This window comes from Streptomyces sp. NRRL S-920 (assembly GCF_000717945.1).
GTDB classification, from domain to species: domain Bacteria; phylum Actinomycetota; class Actinomycetes; order Streptomycetales; family Streptomycetaceae; genus Streptomyces; species Streptomyces alboniger.
The window spans coordinates 1-19,215 of the sequence record NZ_JODF01000048.1 but is presented as its reverse complement, the minus strand read 5'-3'; the positions used below and the strand labels follow the sequence as shown (position 1 = coordinate 19,215).

At 73.1% G+C, this 19,215-nt stretch carries 10 protein-coding genes; 4 read left to right on the top strand and 6 right to left on the bottom strand.

The window, feature by feature from the left end; translation table 11 throughout:
* Positions 1-26: 26 nt before the first annotated feature.
* The 3 genes from trmB to IG54_RS0127765 form a co-directional block, all read right to left on the bottom strand.
* Positions 27-875 carry a tRNA (guanosine(46)-N7)-methyltransferase TrmB gene (gene trmB, locus IG54_RS0127775; RefSeq protein ID WP_051820060.1) on the bottom strand — a complete coding sequence of 283 codons (849 nt, stop codon included), beginning with the start codon at positions 873-875 and terminating at the stop codon, positions 27-29.
* A gap of 360 nt (positions 876-1,235) precedes the next feature.
* A complete protein-coding gene (gene lhgO, locus IG54_RS0127770; RefSeq protein ID WP_030790255.1) occupies positions 1,236-2,462 on the bottom strand; it encodes an L-2-hydroxyglutarate oxidase in 1,227 nt (408 codons plus the stop codon).
* A gap of 98 nt (positions 2,463-2,560) precedes the next feature.
* On the bottom strand, positions 2,561-4,006 hold the full coding sequence (locus IG54_RS0127765) for a hypothetical protein (RefSeq protein ID WP_030790252.1): 1,446 nt from the start codon (positions 4,004-4,006) through the stop codon (positions 2,561-2,563).
* A gap of 760 nt (positions 4,007-4,766) precedes the next feature.
* Between IG54_RS0127765 and IG54_RS43645 the strand changes: the two genes are divergently transcribed.
* On the top strand, positions 4,767-10,238 hold the full coding sequence (locus IG54_RS43645) for a BTAD domain-containing putative transcriptional regulator (protein ID WP_324615432.1): 5,472 nt from the start codon (positions 4,767-4,769) through the stop codon (positions 10,236-10,238).
* 175 nt (positions 10,239-10,413) lie between these two features.
* On the opposite strand, the gene IG54_RS0127755 is transcribed toward IG54_RS43645, so the two are convergent.
* Positions 10,414-12,306: a sigma-70 family RNA polymerase sigma factor gene (locus IG54_RS0127755; protein WP_037897858.1), complete on the bottom strand. Its 1,893-nt coding sequence runs from the start codon at positions 12,304-12,306 to the stop codon at positions 10,414-10,416.
* A 200-nt stretch (positions 12,307-12,506) separates the two neighbouring features.
* The gene (locus IG54_RS0127750) at positions 12,507-13,277 is read right to left on the bottom strand and encodes a TetR/AcrR family transcriptional regulator (RefSeq protein ID WP_030790243.1); all 771 of its coding nucleotides are present in this window, start codon (positions 13,275-13,277) and stop codon (positions 12,507-12,509) included.
* Between the two features lie 373 nt (positions 13,278-13,650).
* On the opposite strand from IG54_RS0127750, the gene IG54_RS0127745 reads away from it, so the two are divergent.
* Positions 13,651-15,009, top strand: coding sequence for an NAD(P)/FAD-dependent oxidoreductase (locus IG54_RS0127745; protein WP_030790240.1), 1,359 nt, complete (start codon positions 13,651-13,653; stop codon positions 15,007-15,009).
* 182 nt (positions 15,010-15,191) lie between these two features.
* Positions 15,192-16,862 carry an ATP-binding SpoIIE family protein phosphatase gene (locus IG54_RS0127740; protein ID WP_030790238.1) on the top strand — a complete coding sequence of 557 codons (1,671 nt, stop codon included), beginning with the start codon at positions 15,192-15,194 and terminating at the stop codon, positions 16,860-16,862.
* A 6-nt stretch (positions 16,863-16,868) separates the two neighbouring features.
* Here IG54_RS0127740 and IG54_RS0127735 read toward each other — a convergent pair whose 3' ends face one another.
* Positions 16,869-18,152 (bottom strand): MFS transporter, encoded by a 1,284-nt coding sequence (locus tag IG54_RS0127735; RefSeq protein WP_030790236.1) that lies wholly within the window; start codon positions 18,150-18,152, stop codon positions 16,869-16,871.
* Positions 18,153-18,274: 122 nt separating this feature from the next.
* Here IG54_RS0127735 and IG54_RS0127730 point away from each other — a divergent pair, with 122 nt between their 5' ends.
* Positions 18,275-18,823: a MarR family winged helix-turn-helix transcriptional regulator gene (locus IG54_RS0127730; RefSeq protein WP_030790235.1), complete on the top strand. Its 549-nt coding sequence runs from the start codon at positions 18,275-18,277 to the stop codon at positions 18,821-18,823.
* Positions 18,824-19,215 lie beyond the last annotated feature (392 nt).

Below are 19,215 nucleotides of genomic sequence, written 5' to 3'. Positions count from 1 at the left end.
GGGATACGGGTGACCGCGACGGGGTGTCAGCTCCGGGGGCTTGTTCCGGTGCCCTCGCGGGCCGGTTCGTGCAGGGTCTCGGCGCGGCGGAAGAGCAGGTCGTGGACGGTGTGGCCCTTGTCCAGGCCCTGGCCCTCGAAGCGGGTGAAGGGGCGGAAGGCGGGGCGCGGGGCGTACCCGCCGTCGGGCTGGGTGTTCTCGAAGTCGGGGTGCGCGGTGAGCACCTCCAGCATCTGCTCGGCGTACGGCTCCCAGTCCGTCGCGCAGTGCAGCAGCGCGCCGGGCTTGAGCGAGGGCGCGGCCAGCGTCAGGAACTCCGGCTGGATCAGGCGGCGCTTGTGGTGGCGGGCCTTGGGCCAGGGGTCGGGGAAGTAGACGCGGAGTCCGTCGAGGGACTCGGGCGGGAGCATCTCGCGGAGCAGGATGATCGCGTCGCCGTTGGCCACGCGGACGTTCGTCAGACCGCCGCGCTCGGCGAGCCCGAGGAGGTTGCCCTGGCCGGGGGTGTGCACGTCGACGGCGAGGATGCCGGTGCCGGGGTCGGCGGCGGCCATCTGCGCGGTCGCCTCGCCCATGCCGAAGCCGATCTCCAGGACGACGGGGAGGTCGGGGCGCGGCCCGGTCTCGTCCGCGAACAGCTCGGCGAGGTCCAGCTTGCGCAGCCCGTCGATGTCCAGTCCCCACGTGGGCCAGAGCCGCCGCAGGGCATCACCCTGGCTGGCGGTCACCCGGCTGCGACGAGGCTGAAAACTGCGGATCCGCCGCTCGTGGTGCGACCCGGCGGGATCGGGCGAGGGCCCCCCGGGAAACCGGGGCGCGGCCTGCACACGGCCACTGGACCGAGGGGCTTCGGGGTTATGGGATGAGTCAGACACAGTGCGGCGATTTTACGGGTTGGGCCGGGGGGAAGCGGGGCCGTGCTGTGGAGGGGGCGCGCGGAGGTGCCCTGTAAGGGGGCGCGGGGGATCCGACGCGGGGCGCGGGGAGGTGCCCCGTAAGGGGCGCCGGGAATCACGAGGGCGCCCAGACGTGCCCCATAAGGGGCGCGGGGAACTGCGCGCTCAGCCACGACCGTGCCGCAGGGAAGCAACTACGAACCGCCCCGCAGGGAAGCTGCGCTCAGCCACGACCGTGCCGCAGGGAAGCAACTACGAACCGCCCCGCAGGGAAGCCGCCTGCCGAGCCTCTCCGGCCTCCCGGGAAGCCGCCCCCCCCGGGCCCCCGGGATCGCCCCCTCAGCCCCCCTGAGAACCAGCCCGCAACGCCCCGATGGCCCGGCGGGCCACCTCCCTACCAATAGGGAGGGACGCCGTAGCCGCAGGCGAGGGAGCGTTCAGAACATGCACCGCCCGCGGCCCCTCCCGAATAAGGAAGTCGTCGACCAGCGTCCCGTCCCGCAGAACCGCCTGGGCCCGGACCCCGGCCGGGGCGGGCACCAGGTCCTCGGAGTCGATCGCGGGCAGCAGCCTGCGCACCGCTTCGGTGAACGCCCCCTTGGAGGCGGACCGGCGCAGCTCGCCCGCCCCGTACCGCCAGTGCCGGCGGGCGATGTGCCAGGAGCCCGGCCAGCCGAGCGTGCCGGCCAGCTCCCGGGGATGGACGGCCGACCAGGTGTACCCCTCGCGGGCCAGGGCCGGGACCGCGTTCGGACCCACGTGGACGCCGCCGTCGATGCCCCGGGTGAGGTGGACGCCGAGGAAGGGGAAGGCGGGGTCGGGCACGGGGTAGACGAGTCCGCGCACCAGCTCGGGGCGGGCCAGTTCGAAGTACTCCCCCCGGAAGGGGACGATCCGCATGCCCGGGTCGTCGCCGGTGAGCCGCGCGACCTCGTCGCAGTGCAGCCCCGCGCAGTTCACCAGGACCTTGCCGCGCACCACCGCGCCGTCGGCGGTCCGGACGGCGACACCGAGGGAGGGGCGGCGGTCGACGCGGACGACGCGCCCGCCCGCGCCGTAGCGGATGTCGGCGCCCGAGGCGGCCGCCAGATGCTCCGCCACCGCGCCGTAGTCGCAGACGCCGGTCGTCCCGACGTGGATGGCGGCCAGGCCGCGGACCTCCGGCTCGTACTCCGCGATCTGGGCGGGGCCCAGCTCGCGCACCGGAATGCCGTTCTCCCTGCCGCGCTGGACGAGGGCGTGGAGGCGGGGCAGCTCGGCGCGGTCCGTGGCGACGATCAGCTTGCCGGTGACCTCGTGCGCGATGCCGTACTCCGCGCAGAACTTGATCATCTCGGCGCCGCCGCGGACCGCGTACCTGGCCTTCAGCGAGCCCGGGGCGTAGTAGATCCCGCTGTGGATCACGCCGCTGTTGCGGCCCGTCTGGTGGCGGGCGGGACCCGTCTCCTTCTCCAGGACCGTGACGCTGGTGCCGGGGGCGGCGCGCGTGAGGGCGTACGCCGTCGCGAGACCGACGATCCCGCCGCCGATCACCAGCACATCGCAGTCGTACGCGACCTTCTTCACCGCGCCTCACCTCCCACCACAGATACTGCCCTGCGCCACTGACAACGCCCTCAAACCTGGGGTGGATGCGTGCGGCCGATATGCCCCACTCCGCGCCTCTACGCGGGTGCCATCAGCAGCGGGCGGGCCCGCTCGCGCAGTTCGACGACCCGGGGCTCGTCCCCGTACGGCTCCAGGCGGTGCAGGAGGTCGCGCACGTACTCCGTGGTCCTCGCGGACGAGATGCGCCCGGCGACCTCCAGCGCGCGCGTGCCCTGCTCGCAGGCCGCGTCGAGGTTGCCGGACTCCAGCTCGGCGACCGCCGAGACGACCAGGCGCAGGCCGTGCGACCGTACGAATTCCTCGGTGGGGCGGGACAGCGCCTGTTCCGTGAAGCGCCGCACCTGCCGGGGCGCCTTGAGGTCGCGGTAGCACTCGGCGGCGTCCGCGGCGAAGCGGTCGTAGGAGTAGAAGCCGAGCCAGGAGGGGTCGTTGTCGCCGTCGCGGGCCCGCTCCAGCCAGCCCTCGGCGGCCCGCAGCGCCGCCCCCGCGGCCGGCGCGTCATGGGCACGCGCGTGTGCCCGCGCCTCGACGAGCCGGAAGAAGCTCATGGTGCGGGCCGTCGCGAGGCCGCGGTTGCGCTCCAGGGCGGCCTGCGCGAGGTCGACCCCCTCGTCCCCGAAGCCGCGGTAGGTCGCCTGGAGGGACATGGAGGCGAGGACGTACCCCCCTAAGGGCACGTCGGCGGCCGCGCGGGCGAGCCGCAGCGCCTGGATGTAGTAGCGCTGGGCGGCCTCCTGCTGGCCGGTGTCGAAGGCCATCCACCCGGCGAGGCGGGTCAGCTCGGCGGACGCTCCGAAGAGGGCGCGGCCCACCTCGTCGGAGTAGGAGCCGAGCAGCAGCGGCGCCGCCTCGACCCGCAGGCACTCCGGGACCATGGAGGAACGCCAGTCGCCGCCGCCGTACTTGGAGTCCCAGCGCCGCGCGTCCTCCGCGGCCTCCCGCAGCTTCAGCACGTCGCTGTGGCCGACCTTCATCGGCGCGCCGCCGTCGTCGGCGTGCGCCAGGTCCCGCGGCACGTCGCGCGAGGCGTCGCGCGCCACGGAGCTGTCGGCCGGGGTTATCAGCCAGCGTGAGGCGGGTGTCGCGTACGCGCTGACCGCGAAGGATCCCGCGAGGGACTGCCAGATGCCGCCGCCCGCGCGGCGGCCCGCCAGATCGAGGCGGTACAGCTCGGTGGCCGACTTCACGGCCGCCCCCACGTCACGGGGGAAGGCGAGGCCGACCTCGGGCGCCGGGTCGGCGTCCGCGAGGCCGATCTCGTGCAGCGGCACCGGGCGGCCGAGCTTCTGGCCGATGGCCGCCGCGATCAGGTGCGGGGCGGCGCCCTGCGGCACCATGCCCTTGGACACCCAGCGCGCCACCGATGTCTTGTCGTATCGAAGCGTCAACCCGCGTTGTGCGCCGAGGTCGTTGACCCGGCGTGCGAGTCCCGCGTTGCTGATTCCCGCGAGGGCGAGAACGGTGCCGAGTTTTTCGTTCGGCCCGCGTTGCTCCCTGGACATGCGCCACCCCTCGACACAGACGGCTGCCGGGCGATGACTGGACCGCACGGCATTCGTGCTGCGTTCCCCCGGGGGCAGTGGGCCCGGTGGCCGGAATCCCGGCCGCAAGAGCGTTTGGCCGATCCTCCAGGTATATGCCTCCGCGAAAACATCAGCACACACAGCGTAGTTCGCCGCATCCCAAGCGTTAAGAGGCGCAGTTCCGTATGGCGGGATTGTTGTCCGTACGGAAGCACGAGGGGCCGCGGAGCGTGCTCCCGGTGTGTGGCCGTGCGCCTGTCCGTGCGCTCTTCTGCGGCCATGGCGGGAGCGCTTCCCTTGGGGATGCGTGGGTCGGCCCGCTGCGCTGGAGTCAGTGGGCTGGGGGACACCGCCGCCTCCGTCCCCGCGGGCGGCGGACCGGTCCGGGAGGCGAACACCGCCTCCCGGGCTGAGTGTTGCCCTTCAATGATGACGTCCTGGGCTCATCCCAGGCCGATTTGGCCGAAAATAGCCTATGTGATGGATCGGGCATTTCGCCCATTCGCGAGTTGGGCGCCACGCGCGTGCCCTGGCCCGCTGGAATCGTGCGCAAGGAGAAGGGCATCTTCCGCCCTTCAACTACCGCCCTCACAGGGTGGATTCACCGCCGTGCGAGCGGCCACGCGGCCCCTCCCGTGTGCCTTCTTCGTGGCAGCATGGGACCCCAGTGCTTCGGTGCACTGGTCGGCCGTGCCTCTCGGCGCCTGCCGACGGTCGTCCACAGCCTGTGGAGGCAGTGATGCGGTGGTTGGTGGGGTGGAGCAGTACCGCCGCGAGGCCCTCGGTGGTGGGCTCGGCCGGGGCCACCGGTGACGACGGCGAGTCCGTGCACCCCGTGGGCTCCCAGCTCCTGTGGGGCGACCCGGACCCGCTCTGGGCGGTCGGCGACTGGCGGCCCGACGAAGTGCGGACGCTGAAGGTCGACGAACAGACCCGCATCGCGGTCCTCGGCACCTGCGGAGCCTCCGACGAGCAGCTGCGGGTGGGCCTGTTCGCCGCGCGCGGCGGCGCGCTGCGCCACCTCACCGCCTGGTCCGGCAGCTACACGGCGGTCGTCCAGGTCGGCCGCCGCGTCATGATCGCCGGTGATCTCGCGGGTGCCCGCCCCGTCTTCCACACCCCCTGGGCGGGCGGTACGGCCTACGCCACCGCCGCGCTGCCGCTGGCCGACCTCATCGAGGCCCACCTCGACATCGGCCACCTCGCGGCGCTGCTCGCCGCCCCCGAGGTCCCCGAGGCGCTGCACGACTCGACGCCCTACCAGGGCGTGCGGCGCGTGCCCCCGGGGCACGCGCTCATCCTGCGCGCGGGCGCGCGGGAAGTCGCCGGGTACGAGCCGGTCGCCTCGCTCGCCGTCGCCGCCCCCGCCGCCGACGCGGCGAGCGCGGTGGACGGCGTCCGCGACGCCCTCGTGGAGGCGGTACGAGCCCGCCTCACCGCCCCGCGCCACGTGCCCGGCACGGACATCGACCCCGGCCCGGTGCCCGGCATGGGACCCGCCGAGCGGCGCGCCGCGCGCGGCATGCCGGTGCCGGGCATCGGAGCGGACCTCTCCGGCGGGCCCGCGTCCGGCACCCTCGCCCTCCTCGCCGCCGGTCTGCCCGGCATGCCCGGCACGGTCCTCGGCCATGGCACGGGCGCCGGGGAGCGCCTCCTCGCCGTCACCTTCAACGACCTCGCCGTCAACGGCCGCGAGGCGGAGCTGGAACGGGCCGGCGCCATCGCCGCCAACCCGCGCCTGCACCACGTGGTCGTCGCCGGGGGCGAGGACGCCCTGCCCTACGCCGACCTGGAAGGGCCCCTGACGGACGAACCGAGCAGCACCCTGGTGACCGCCCAGCGCCACCGCGCCCGGCTCTCCTCGGGCAGCGCGGACCACTTCACGGGCCACGGGGCGCGACAGGTCCTCGACGCCCACCCGGCCCGGCTCGCCGACCTCCTGATGGACCGCAAGCGCCGCCACCTCGTGCGCCCGGTGGCCGCGCTGGCGAAGGCCGACGGCTCGGTGATGGTCCCCGCGCGCGTGTACGGCGCGGCGCGCAAGCTGGCCCGCATGCCGCACCGCGCGGGCGTCCAGTCGCTCGCCGAACGGCTGCTGCACCGCCGCTTCGACGAACCGGGCGGAGCCGTGGGGGCGTCGCTCGCCGCCCTCGCCTGGGCCAGACCAGGCCCGGCCGCACGCTGGCTGACCGGCGAGGCCCTCGCTGAAGTATCGGTTCGGCTCAACGACACGACGATGCGCCCCGGCGGCCCCGGCCAGCGCCCCGGGGAATTCCGCGCGCGTGCCGCCCTCGCCCGGCACGCCGCCGACCTCCGCATCCTGGAGCAGGCCGCCGAGGTGCGCTTCCAGCGCCTGCACGCGCCCTTCCTGGACAACCAGGTCGTCCGCGCGTGCCGGGCGCTCCCCGAGGCCCTGCGCGTCCAGCCGGGGGCGCGGGCCGCGATCCTGCGTACGGTGCTGGAGGGCGCCGGGGTCGCCGATCTGCCGTCCGGCTGGGGCGCCCCCTCCCACGCCTCGGACGCGGCCGCCGCCCGCACCGGCCTGCGCGTGGCGGTGGACGAGCTGATCACCCTCTTCGACACCCCGCTGCTCGCCCAGGCGGGCCTGGTCGAGGCCCGCGTCGTCCGCAAGGCGCTGCGCGAGGCGGCGGAGGGGGAGCCGCTCCCGCTGGACGGCCTGGCCGACCTGGTCTCCACGGAGCTGTGGCTGCGCAGACTGCTGTCGCGAAGCCAGTACGAGGGCCTCCGGCCGGCACGCCGAGAGCACGCACCGGACGCCGCGACGCCCGCCCTCCGGGCGAACGACGCGACTTTGCGGACACGCCCTAGCGCGCCCGCCGCTAAAGCGCGCGCCTTAAGGGGACATGCCAGGGAGAATGGCCCGGTGCGGTACGGAATCCTGGGCGCCACCGAGGCGTACGACGAGCAAGGCGCCCCCCTGCCCGTAGGGGGCCAGCGGCTGCGCGCCCTGCTCGCCGCCCTGGCGCTGCACGCGAACCGCACGGTCACCGTCGGCGCCCTCATCGACGAGGTCTGGGCCGACGATCCGCCGACCGACGCCCCAGCCGCCCTCCAGGCCCTCGTCGGCCGGCTGCGCCGCGCCCTCGGCAAGGACGCCGTCGCCTCCGCCCCCGGTGGCTACCGCCTCGACGTCGCCCCCGAAGACGTCGACCTGCACCGCTTCGAACGCCTCGCGCGCGAGGGCAGGGCGGCCCTGGACAGCGACGACCCCGCGCCCGCCGCCCGCGCCCTGCGTGCCGCGCTCGCCCTGTGGCGCGGCCCGGCCCTCGCCGACCTGCCCGACCGGGCCGCCGCCGCACGCCCCGAGGCCCAGCGAGCGGAGGTGCTCCGGGCGCGGATCGAGGCGGACCTGCTGCTGGGCCGCGCGCCCGATGTCGTACCGGAACTGCGGGAACTGACCGCGGCCCAGCCCTACGACGAGACAGCGCGCGCCCTGCTGATCCGCGCCCTGCGCGACGCCGGACGCGGGGCCGACGCGCTCGCCGCCTACGAGGACGCGCGCCGCGCCCTCGCCGAGGGCCTCGGAGCCGATCCGGGGCCGGAACTGCGCGCGTTGCACGAGGAGTTGCTTGCCCCCGCCGGCCGGCGGCCCCAGCGGGAAGCCGACCAGGACGGCGCTCGGGAAGCCGACCAGGACGGCACCCAGGAAGCCGCCCGGAACCGCGCCCCGGCGGACCGGAAGCCCGAGCGGAAGGGGAACATCCGTAACCGTTTGACCTCTTTCGTCGGACGGGAACCCGAGCTGGCCGCCATCCGTTCGGATCTGCACAGGGCCCGCCTCGTCACCCTCACCGGACCGGGCGGCTCCGGAAAGACCCGCCTCGCCGAGGAAGCCGCCGCCGGGCATCCGCAGGCATGGCTGGCCGAGCTGGCCCCGCTCGACCACCCCGAGGCGGTGCCCGGCGCTGTCGTCAGCGCGCTCGGTCTGCGCGAGACCCTGCTGATGACCAGCGAACTGTCCGTCCCGCAGGACGACCCGCTCGGCCTGCTCGTCGAGTACTGCGCCCAGCGCGCACTGCTCCTGATCCTTGACAACTGCGAACACGTGATCGACGCCGCCGCCGCGCTCGCCGAGACGCTCCTCACGCACTGCCCCGGCCTCACGATCCTCGCCACCAGCCGCGAGCCCCTGGGCGTGCCCGGCGAGTCCGTCCGTCCCGTCGAGCCGCTCCCGCCCGACCCGGCACACCGCCTGTTCGCCGAGCGGGCCGCGGCGGTGCGGCCCGGCTTCGCCCCCGAGGAGGACGCCGAGGCCGTCGCCGAGATCTGCCGCCGCCTGGACGGCCTGCCGCTCGCGATCGAACTGGCCGCCGCCCGCCTGCGGTTGCTCGCCCCGCGCCAGATCGCCGACCGGCTCGACGACCGCTTCCGCCTCCTGACCAGCGGCAGCCGCACGGTCCTGCCCCGCCAGCAGACCCTGCGGGCCGTTGTCGACTGGTCCTGGGACCTGCTCGGCGAGGCGGAGCGGACCGTCCTGTGCGAGGTGTCCGTCTTCGCGGGCAGCTGGGACCTGCCTGCCGCCGAGGCGGTCTGCACCGGTCCCGCCACGGAACTGATCGGCGCCCTCGTCGACAAGTCCCTGATCGTGGCGGTCCCGGGCTCGGGGCCCGAGGACGGAGGCATGCGCTACCGCCTCCTGGAGACCATCCACGAGTACGCCGCCGAGCGCGCCGCCGAGACCCCCGGCCTGCTCCCGGCCGCGGCCCGGCGCCACAGCGCGTACTTCCGCGCGCTGGTCGAGCGCGCCGAGCCCCTGCTGCGTACCGCCGAGCAACTGCCGTGGATCAGACGTCTGGAGACGGAGCTGGACAACATCCGCGCGGCCCTCCAGCACTCCGTCGAGGCGCGCGACACGACGACGGCCCTCGCCCTCGCCCTGCACACCGGCTGGTTCTGGTGGCTGCGCAACTTCCGCCGCGAGGGCTGCGAGTGGATGAGCCGGGTCCTCGGCCTGGCCCCGAGCTGCGCCACGCACGGCGCCTGGGGCCTGCCCGACGAGGACGACCCGCTCTACTGGCCGTGGATGGAGCTGCGGCTGCTGCACCTCTTCCTGGTGACGGAGACCCTGCCCGCCGACGCGCGAACGGACCAGGAGGGCTGGACCAAGGGCGGGTACGTCGAGCGGGTGCGCGCCGTCTTCGCACGCCCCGGCCCGGAGTCCGCCCGGTTCCCGGGACTGATCTGGCCGTTCACGATCTTCTTCACCGGCGGCACGCACGACCACACCCGCCCCGCCGTCGACCAGGCGGTCGAGAACTGCCGCCGCTACGGCGGCGACTGGGAACTCTGCGTCATCCTCATGTTCCGCGCGCACATGGCCATCGACATGAACGGCAACTTCTCGGGCGTCGACGAGGACCTCGCCGAGCTGCGTGCGCTCAGCGGACGCGTGGGCGACCGGTGGGTAGGGGCCCAGGTGAGCAGCGCCGCGGGCGAGGCAGCGATGGCCCGCAGCCGCCACGGAGAGGCCCGCGTCGCCTACGAGGAAGGGCTGCGCCTGGCCTACGAAGTGGGGGCGTACGCGGAAACGCCGTTCCTCCTGGCGAGGCTCGCCGAGATCTCCTACCTGGAGGGCGACCGGGAGGCGGCGGAGAAGACCCTGGACGAGGCGAGCACCGAGGCCGACCGCTACGGCGTGACCGACTCGCATTCCTACGTACGGCTGTTGCGCGCCGTGATGGCGCTGGACGACGGTGATCCGGCCGCGGCCGGCAGGCTGTGCGCCGCTGCCCGCGGCGAGTCGACGTACGGCACGCCGCCACCGCAGTTCAGCGTGGCCGTGCGCGGCGTGGAGGCCCGGGTCACCGCCGCCGAGTCGGGCCCGGCGGCGGCCCTGCCCGAGCTGACCGACGCGCTGCGCGAGGCCGTGAACGCGCGGTGCTCCGAGGTGATCGTCGCGTCCCTGGTGGATACCGGCGCGACGTTCCTCAGCGACCTCGGCGACCACGCGCGCGCGGCCCGCCTCCTGGCCGTCGGCACCCGCCTCCGGGGCGGCCATCCACGCCCCCGCCCCGAGGTGAGGGCCGCCGACCGCGTCAGAACCGCCGCCACGGCCGCCCTCACCGCGCCACGCTACGAGGCCGCGTACGCCGCAGGCGACGACCTCACGATCGACGAACTGCTCAGCGAACTGACCGAGGCCATGAACGGCCCGGCCCCGTCCGGCCATGCGGGGCCGGACACGCCCTAGGGCGTCGCCGCGAAGTCCCGCCTGCGCCGCGACGCCCGGCACGCACTCTCGCCGCGTCGGCCGAAAAGCCCGAGTACACCCCGTACGAGGGCATCCGGCCGCCACGCCGAGCGCGGGCACCGGACCGCCCTGCCGCCCGCCTTGCGGGTGAGCGACGGGACTTAGTGGGCCCGCCCTAGAAGCAGCGCATCCGCGACTGCGCCCAGTCCGCGAGTGCCACCGAGGAGAAGGGCGTGTGCGGCTCGACGACGAGGCGGATGGTCTTGCGGCCCGTGAGGTTCACCTGCATGGGCAGCGCGGGGTCGCCGCCCTTCATCAGCGGCGACTGCCACAGCCGCGCCCCGTCCGCGTACACGGAGAAGCGCACCGCGCCCAGCTCCATCGTCATGTCGTCGACGCCGACGAGCGCGTCGTACGTCGTGCAGCTGCGGTTGAGGTCGATCGTCACGGAGGACTTGCCGTGCACGGTCACTCCGTGGGAGTAGCGCCGGTCGTCGATCGACAGGCCCCGGCGCTGCCACACCCAGCTGCTCTCGCTGAGCCTCATCTCGGGCTTGGTGCCGTCGCCCACCGTGCCGTACTGGAGCTCGCTCCAGTGGTAGACCGCCGGGGCCGGTGGCGGGGGCGGTGGTTTCGGAGCCGGCTTGGGGGGCGGGGTGGGCTCGGGCTTGGGAGGAGGTGGCGGCGGTGGCGGCGGCTTCGGCTTGGGCTTCTCCTCGGCGGGCGGCTTCGGCGCGGGCGGCGGCGGCGTGGGCTTGGGGGTCGGCTTCGCCGCGGGGGGCGGCGGAGAGGGCTTGGGCTTCAGGGGCGGCGGCTTCTGCGGCACGATCGACTCGGACACCGCGGGCTCCTTGGCCTTCGGCGGCCGGTCCTCCTTGGGCTTGCCGTCGCCACCGGTGAGGGCGATCGCCGCGGCGACCCCGGCCGCCACGACGACGCCCGCGGCGATACCGGCCTTCGCGGGGGCGCCGAGCCCTTCGGAAGCGGCGGCCGCGCCCGCGGTCGACCCTCCGGATGAGCCGCCCGTGGCCGCGCCCGCGGCTCCCGCGGCGCCCGCGCTCGCGGTGCCGCATCCGACGAGCGCGGCCACCTTCGCGTACCCGGCGGCACCGAACCAGCCGATGACGGCGATCGGCACGACCGCGGGGATCCCGCTGGCGACTTCCTTGATCTGGCCCGCGGCCAGCCGGCACTTGGCGCACTCCTCCAAGTGCTTGCGCAGGCCCCGCTCGGCGCGAGTGCGCAGCCCGCCGCGGGCGTAGGCGCCGAGGCGGTCGGCGTAGCGCGCGCACTCCTCGCTCTCGGTGAGGGTGGCGCTCACGTGCGCCTGGAGGTAGGCCTGCTTGAGGCCCTCGCGGGCGCGGCTCGCGAGCACGCGCGTGCCGTTCGCGTCGAGGCCGAAGAGCGTGGCGACCTCGCTCGGGGACTCGTCCTCGATCTCCGTGTGCCACAGCACGGCCTGCCAGCGCTCCGGCAGGCTGCGGAAGGCCTGCATGGCCATCGACTGCTCGGCCTCGTGCATCGCGCGGACGTCCGCGCCCAGGTCCAGGGTGTCGTCGTCACCCACGTCGGTGCCGCGCGCGGCCTGCGCGGCGAACACCGCGAAGTCGTCGACCAACTGCTCCCGCCTGGCCGATTTCGTCCACCCGGCGGCGACGCGCCTGATCGTGGTCAGCAGATAGGCGCGCACCGCGTACTCGGGCCCGCTGCCGCCGCGTACCGCCTGGAGCATGCGGGCGAAGACCTCGGCGGTGAGGTCGTCGGCGGTGTGGCCGTCGCGGCAGCAGGTGCCGGCGTAGCGGCGGACGGCTTGGGCGTGCCTGCGGTACAGCTCCTCGTACGCGGAGTCGTCGCCCGTCCGCATCCGCGAGATCAGGTCGGCGTCGGACGGCACCGCTTCCCCGTTGCCGGGCGCGGCGGCTCCCGGGCCGCCCTCGCGCTGCGGCGGCACGCTGGGGCCGGGGGCCGTGCCGGATGCCGTCCCGCCGGTCCCCTGGCCACCGCTCGCCGAGGGTGCCTCCTCGCCGAAGCCGGTGGACGGCGGCTCGTCCCGACCGTCAACACTCATCGCGGAACGCCCCCGGTTGCACACTCAGACCCGACCACCGGGAAAGCGTGGCACACGGCCGCGCTCGGACCACGGGGGATGACAGGCAACCACTCGTCCGAGGTGACTTCCCGCAACGGAGCACTACCGTTCACCCATTCGGGGAAGACTCAACAGCCGCGGTGCTAAACGGAGTTGAGTCTTCCGCCGTCAGGGTGCCGCTACGACGGCCGCGACCGCAGTCCTTCGAGCAGGATGTCCAGCAGTCGCGAGGAGGCCGCGGCCTGCTGTGCCGCGTCCGGCAGCGAGGGCGCCGCCGTCGCTATCACCAGGAGCACGTCCGAGACGGTCACGTCCGGGCGCAGCTCGCCCGCCGCACGGGCACGCTCCACGAGACGGCCGACGACATCGAGGAGCGTCGCCGTCCCCGGGTCCTCGCCCATCGGGACCGACTCCTCGGCCGGCGCCTGGCGCTGTTCCACCAGGCGCAGCTCGGGCGAGTCCGGGGCGGGCTGGCGCTGCTGCGGCACCCTCGCCTCGTCCTCGTCGGCCGCGCCGTCCTCGACGCTCACCCGCAGCACCTGCGGCGGCAGCAGCCGCCCCGCGCCCGACGCCACGGACGTCCGCAGGAAGCGCGAGAGCGCCGACCACGGCTCGTCCTCCTGCCCGAGGGCGGCACGCGCCTGGTCGGTCAGCCGGGCGGTCTCCTCCTCGGCTATCCGCCTGACCAGCACGTCCTTGCTCGGGAAGCGGCGGTAGACGGTGCCGACCCCGACCCGCGCGCGGCGTGCCACGTCTTCCATCGGCGCGCCGTAACCCAGCTCGCCGAAGACCTCGCGTGCCGCGCGAAGTACATGCTCGAGATTGCGCTGTGCGTCGACACGCAGCGGTGTCGTGCGCGCTCCTTCCCCCATGTCACGTCCGTTCCCGCTGAGGCCGACGGCTGATGCCGACGCGGCAGCGGAAGTCCAGTGGGTTTCCTGAATGCTCATACACGTTCCCCCGGTTAATGACGTCTCCCCCCGGAGACTCCCCGCCATTGGTCAACCGGCGTGTGGGGAGCGAACCCTTCCGCGAGCCCGGAAACTCGGCTCGACGAGCGCATCCCCCGACACCCCGACGTCCCACGAACATAGTTGAGCCTGAGTCAATTCAGAAGGGGTGGGTTCCGCACGGAGCGCCCCCCGATCGGAGTACGCACCGTTTCCGGCCTTATCGTCCCCCATCCGCATACCCCCCTCACCCCCGCTGACCTGCGCACCTTGCACGCTCCGGCGCAATACCCCGGGCGCCGGGGGCGCACTGCGACTGGTCACACAAATTGCCGGGCCTGTGGACAAACTCTGTAGCCGGGTGCGTCATGGGATGGTGAAGGAACCTGTGCGCATTCTCGTCGTCGGCGGCGGCTACGTCGGTATGTACACCGCGCTGCGGCTCCAGCGGAAGCTGAAGTCGGAGCTGAAGCGGGGTGAGACCGAGATCGTCGTGATCACTCCCGAGCCGTATATGACGTATCAGCCATTCCTGCCCGAGGCGGCGGCCGGAAACATCTCGCCGCGCCACGTCGTCGTACCGCTGCGCCGCGTCCTCGACCAGTGCCGCGTCGTCATCGGCGAGGTCGAGTCGGTCGACCACGCCAAGCGCACCGCGACCTTCACCACGCTCGCCACCGAGGAGGAGGGCACCGGGCCGGTCGACATCGTGTACGACGAACTGGTGCTGGCCCCCGGATCCATCTCCCGCACGCTGCCCGTCCCCGGCCTCGCCGAGTACGCCATCGGCTTCAAGACCGTCGAAGAGGCCATCGGACTGCGCAACCACGTCATCGAACAGATGGACATCGCCTCGTCGACCCGCGACCCCGCGATCCGCGACGCGGCCCTGACCTTCGTCTTCGTAGGTGGCGGGTACGCGGGCGTGGAGGCGCTCGGCGAGCTGGAGGACATGGCGCGCTACGCCGCCCGGTACTACCACAACATCAAGGCCGAGGACATGAAGTGGATCCTCGTCGAGGCGACGGGGCGGATCCTGCCCGAGGTCGGCGAGGAGATGGGCCAGTACACCGTGCGGGAGCTGCGACGGCGCAATATCGACGTACGCCTGGAGACCCGCCTCGACTCCTGCGAGGACCGGGTCGCCGTGCTGAGCGACGGCTCCCGCTTCCCCACCCGCACCGTCGTGTGGACGGCGGGCGTCAAACCGCACCCCGTCCTCGCCGCCTCCGACCTGCCGCTGAACGAACGCGGCCGCCTCAAGTGCACCGCGCGGCTCTCCGTCGAAGGCGCCACGCACGCGTGGGCGGCCGGAGACGCCGCCGCGGTCCCCGACGTCACCGCGGACGAGCCCGGCAAGGAGTGCGCGCCCAACGCCCAGCACGCCGTGCGCCAGGCCAAGGTCCTCGGCGACAACATCGTGGCGACCCTGCGCGAGCGGCCCCTCAAGGAGTACCGGCACAAATACGTCGGCTCCGTAGCGTCCCTGGGACTGCACAAAGGTGTCGCACACGTCTACGGACGCAAGCTGAAGGGCTACCCTGCCTGGTTCATGCACCGCGTCTACCACTTGAGCAGAGTGCCGACCATCAACCGCAAGTCCCGTGTGCTCGCCGAATGGACCCTCTCCGGACTGTTCAAACGCGAGATCGTCTCCCTCGGATCGCTTGAGCACCCCCGTGCGGAGTTCGAACTGGCGGCCGGGCGCGAGCGCCCGAAGGAGTCCTCCTGACCGGAGTCAGGAACTCCCCGCGCAGGACCCACGTCTGACGGATGTCCGTCCGGACCGCCGATGTCAGTCCGGCAGACGAGACTGTTCGTGTGACCATGGTCCGGCCGCAAGGCCGACCAGGGACGTCCGCCCTCGACATGCTGTGTTCCCGATCCAGAAGCGACACCACGAGGCCTACCGCAGTGAACTTCACGCGCTGGAGCGCCCGGCTCCCCGGAACGCAGCGCCGCGCAGCAGCGCGGACCGAACAGACGATCGCCACGGCATCCCGAGGAGACGGCTCCGTCCCCGCGGCCCGCGCCGAGCGGCTCTCCGACGGGACCCGGCCCACGCCCGCCGACGGCATCGACCAGCTGCCGGCCCGCGAGGTGCTCGACCGCATCCCCGCCCTCGTCGCCCTCGTGTACGGCGCCGACCACCGCATCGCCCACGTCAACGACGCGTACGTCGCCGCCTTCGGCCCCCGCCCCATCGGCGAGCCCGCGCGCGTGGCCCTGCCCGAACTGGACGAGCTGGGCCTGCTGCCGCTCCTGGACCAGGTCCTGCGCAGCGCGAAGCCGCGCACCGTCAAGTCCCGCAAGGCCCCCGGCGGACGCTCGTACACCTTCACCTGCACGCCCGTGACGCTGCCCCTGGGCGGCTCCGAGGCGGGCGCCGGGGAAGGCGGCGGTGTGCTCGTCTTCGCCGCCGACGTCACCGACCACGCCGAGGCCGCCGAGCGCCTGCGCGCCAGCGAGCGCGCCCAGCGCGAGACGGCCGTCACCCTCCAGAAGTCCCTGCTGCCCCAGGAACTGGAACAGCCCGACGACCTGCGCATCGCCGCCACCTACCAGCCGGGCGGCACCGAGGCCGCGGTCGGCGGCGACTGGTACGACGTGATCACCCTCGGCGGCGGCCGCACCGCCCTCGTCATCGGCGACGTGATGGGCCGCGGCGTACGCGCGGCGGCCGTCATGGGCCAGCTCCGCACGGCCGTACGCGCCTACGCCCGCCTGGACCTGCCCCCGCACGAGGTACTGCAACTCCTGGACGGCCTCGCCTCCGAGATCGACGCGAGCCAGATCGCCACCTGCGTCTACGCCGTACACGACCCGAACGAAGGAAGCCTCGTCTACGCGTCCGCCGGGCACCTGCCCATCCTCGTACGCGACGAGAACGGCACCATCCACCGCGCCGAGAAGCCCACCGGACCCCCGCTCGGCACCGGTGGCTGGCTGCACACCTCGGGCTCCGTGCCGCTCGCCCCCGGCTCGACGGCCGTCCTCTACACGGACGGCCTGGTCGAGCGGCGCAGCGAGGACATCTACGAGGGTGTGGCCTCCCTGGAGCGCGCCCTGGCCGGCGCCACCGGCACCCCCCAAGTGGTGTGCGACCGCCTCATCCGCGCCCTCGGGGTGACGGCCGACCACGACGACGACGTCGCGGTCCTGGTCCTCCAGCACCCCGCCCGCGTCGGCTCGGACGCCGAGCTGTTCAGAAACGCCGCCCTGGAGCTGCTCGGTGGCGTCGAGGCGGCGCCACGCGCGCGTGCCTTCGCCACGGGCGTGCTGGCCAGCTGGCGCTTCTCCCCGGAGCTGCACGACCTGGGCGTCCTCGCGGCCAGCGAGCTGGTCGCCAACTCCCTCCAGCACGGCACCCCGCCGATGCGGCTGCGGCTGCGCCGCACCGACCGCCGCCTGATCATCGAGGTCACCGACGGCGACGACCACCTGCCGCGCCGCCGCCGCGCCGAACCGGCCGACGAGGCGGGACGCGGCATCGCCATCGTCGCCACGATCGCGTCGAGCTGGGGCTGCCGCCGCACACCGGGCGGCGGCAAGGCCGTGTGGTGCGAGTTCGCGCTCCCCAAGTAGCGCGCGTTACGCGTCGGCCTTGGCGGGCGCGGCCGTAGCAGGCCCGCCCTGCGCCACCACAGCGCTCTTGGCCAGCGAGGGCTGGTTCTGCACCGGAGTGAGCTGACGTCCCATCCGCACCGCCAGCACCGTGATGCCGAGCGAGAACAGTACGAACGTCACGATGTACGGCGCGTGCAGCGCGGCGCCCATCGGACCGCCCACGGCCGGACCGACCGCGAGGGCCAGCTGCTTCACCAGGGCGAAGGCCGAGTTGTACTGCCCGACCATGCCGCCCGGCGCCAGGTCCGCGACCAGCGGCGCGACGGTCGGCGACAGCATCGCCTCACCGAGCCCGAACAGGGCGTACGTCGAGACGAACGCGGCGGTCGCCATCGCCTGGCTGCCGTGCCCGAGCCCCGCGTACCCCGCGAGGATCCACGCGAAGGCCCAGATCAGACCGACGGACGCGATCACCCGGGACCGCTTGCGCCGCTCGACGAACTTCAGGACCGCGAACTGCGCGAGCACGATCATCGCCGTGTTGGCGGCGAGCGCGATGCCGAGCGTCGACGGCGAGATCCCCGCGGCCTCCACGCCGTACGCGGAAAGACCCGACTCGAACTGTCCGTAGCAGGCGAAGAAGAGCACGAAGCCGAGGACGCACAGCTGCACCATGGCCTTGTGCTTCAGGAGCGCGCGCAGCCCGCCTCGGGGAGCGCCGTCCGTGGGCATCGCGTCCTGGATGGACGGCGCGTGCGGCAGCCGCACGGTCAGCGCGATCGCCGCGAGCACCAGGAACATCACGGACTCGATGGAGAACAACAGGGTGAAGCTGCTCGGCCGGTGCTCGTCGACGATCTGGCCGCCGATGAGGCCGCCGATGCCGAGACCCAGGTTCTGTAGGAAGAACTGCATCGCGAAGGAGCGCGTACGGGTCGCCGGCGTCGACGACCAGACGATCATCGTCGCGAGCGCCGGCTGCATGACCGCCGTGCCCGCGCCGAGCAGGGCGGCGGACAGGATCGCCGTCGTCTCACTGTTCGCGACACCGAGCGCGACCGCGCCCACGGAGGCGACGACCGCCGCGCCCACGAGTACGGGCAGCGGACCGCGCCGATCGATGACGCGGCCGGTGATGGGCAGGACGATCAGCGCGGCCATGGCGAAGGCGGCCAGCACGATGCCCGCCGTACTGGCCCCCAGCTCCCGCACCTGCGCCACATAGACGTAGAGGAACGGAACCGTGAACCCGATGCCGAACGCGCTCAGCGCGCTGCCTGCCTGGATACGACGCATCGCTGCGCCCATCGCCCTGGTCACTTTCACCTGCCTTAGGAGTTAGAAGTGAAGACTTCGAAGCTAAAGTTAGGATCTAAACAGTACACACTGAAGGACTTCAATGCCAAGTGGGGGCGTGCCATACTGCGGCCATGGGTGACACCCCCGGCCCAAGTGAGCCGACACTTGAAGAGCAGATCGCCGCGTACCAGCGCGAGTTCCAGGACCTCGACCCCCAGGTCGAGAAGATCGTCTCGGCCCTCGGCCGCCTGAACCGCCGGATGAACGTGGCGTACGGCCGTCAGACCGCGAACCTCGGCATCAGCAACGCCGAGTGGGAGGTCCTCAAGGCCCTCGTCCTGTCCGGAGCCCCGTACCAAATGGGCCCCGGCGACCTGGCCAAGCGGCTCGGCCTCACGCCCGCCGCCATGACCCACCGCATCGACCGCATGGTGGGGGAGGGCCTGGTCACCCGCGACCGCGACGAGACGAACCGTGTGCGCGTCATCGTGGAGCTGACCGCGGAGGGCCGCGAGAAGTGGCTGGAGGCGATGCGCCTGGCCACGGTCTTCGAGGAGGACCTCCTCCAGGACCTGTCCGACGACGAGCGCGGCGTCCTGGACGAGCTGCTGACCCGGCTTCTGCGCCGCGTGGAGCACGCCCAGCCGGACGCCGGCGGACGCCTGACGGACCTTGACTGAAGGCCGCTGGGTGGGGGTTGACAGTCACCCGACCGACCCGTAAGGTTCTTCGGGTTGCCACTGAGCCGTAACGGTTCTGCGGCCACACCTCCGCCGCTGATCGAGCGGCAAACCAAACTCAGCACAACCTCCCAACGGAACGCATTCGGCATGCCCGAATTCAATTCCAGGACTCGATTATGAGTCGCCGGGAAAACCCGCTAGAGTTTGAGACGTCGGAACGGCCCAACAGCCGCGAGGACAACCCCCATTCGACTGGGAGTCAGGCCCGCAAGGATCTGATAGAGTCGGAACCGCCGGAAAGGGAAACGCGAAAGCCGAAAGGCTGGAGCGGGAACCGGAAAGGCACCGAGGAAATCGGACACGAAAGAGTCTGATAGAGTCGGAAACGC

Bases quoted from the DNA above. Each gene is read 5' to 3' on its own strand.
- IG54_RS0127750 (WP_030790243.1), bottom strand. From the start codon at position 13,277: ATGAGCATTCAGGAAACCCACTGGACTTCCGCTGCCGCGTCGGCATCA.
- IG54_RS0127765 (WP_030790252.1), bottom strand. From the start codon at position 4,006: ATGTCCAGGGAGCAACGCGGGCCGAACGAAAAACTCGGCACCGTTCTC.
- IG54_RS0127745 (WP_030790240.1), top strand. From the start codon at position 13,651: ATGGTGAAGGAACCTGTGCGCATTCTCGTCGTCGGCGGCGGCTACGTC.
- IG54_RS43645 (WP_324615432.1), top strand. From the start codon at position 4,767: ATGCGGTGGTTGGTGGGGTGGAGCAGTACCGCCGCGAGGCCCTCGGTG.
- IG54_RS0127755 (WP_037897858.1), bottom strand. From the start codon at position 12,306: ATGAGTGTTGACGGTCGGGACGAGCCGCCGTCCACCGGCTTCGGCGAG.
- IG54_RS0127730 (WP_030790235.1), top strand. From the start codon at position 18,275: ATGGGTGACACCCCCGGCCCAAGTGAGCCGACACTTGAAGAGCAGATC.
- IG54_RS0127735 (WP_030790236.1), bottom strand. From the start codon at position 18,152: ATGGGCGCAGCGATGCGTCGTATCCAGGCAGGCAGCGCGCTGAGCGCG.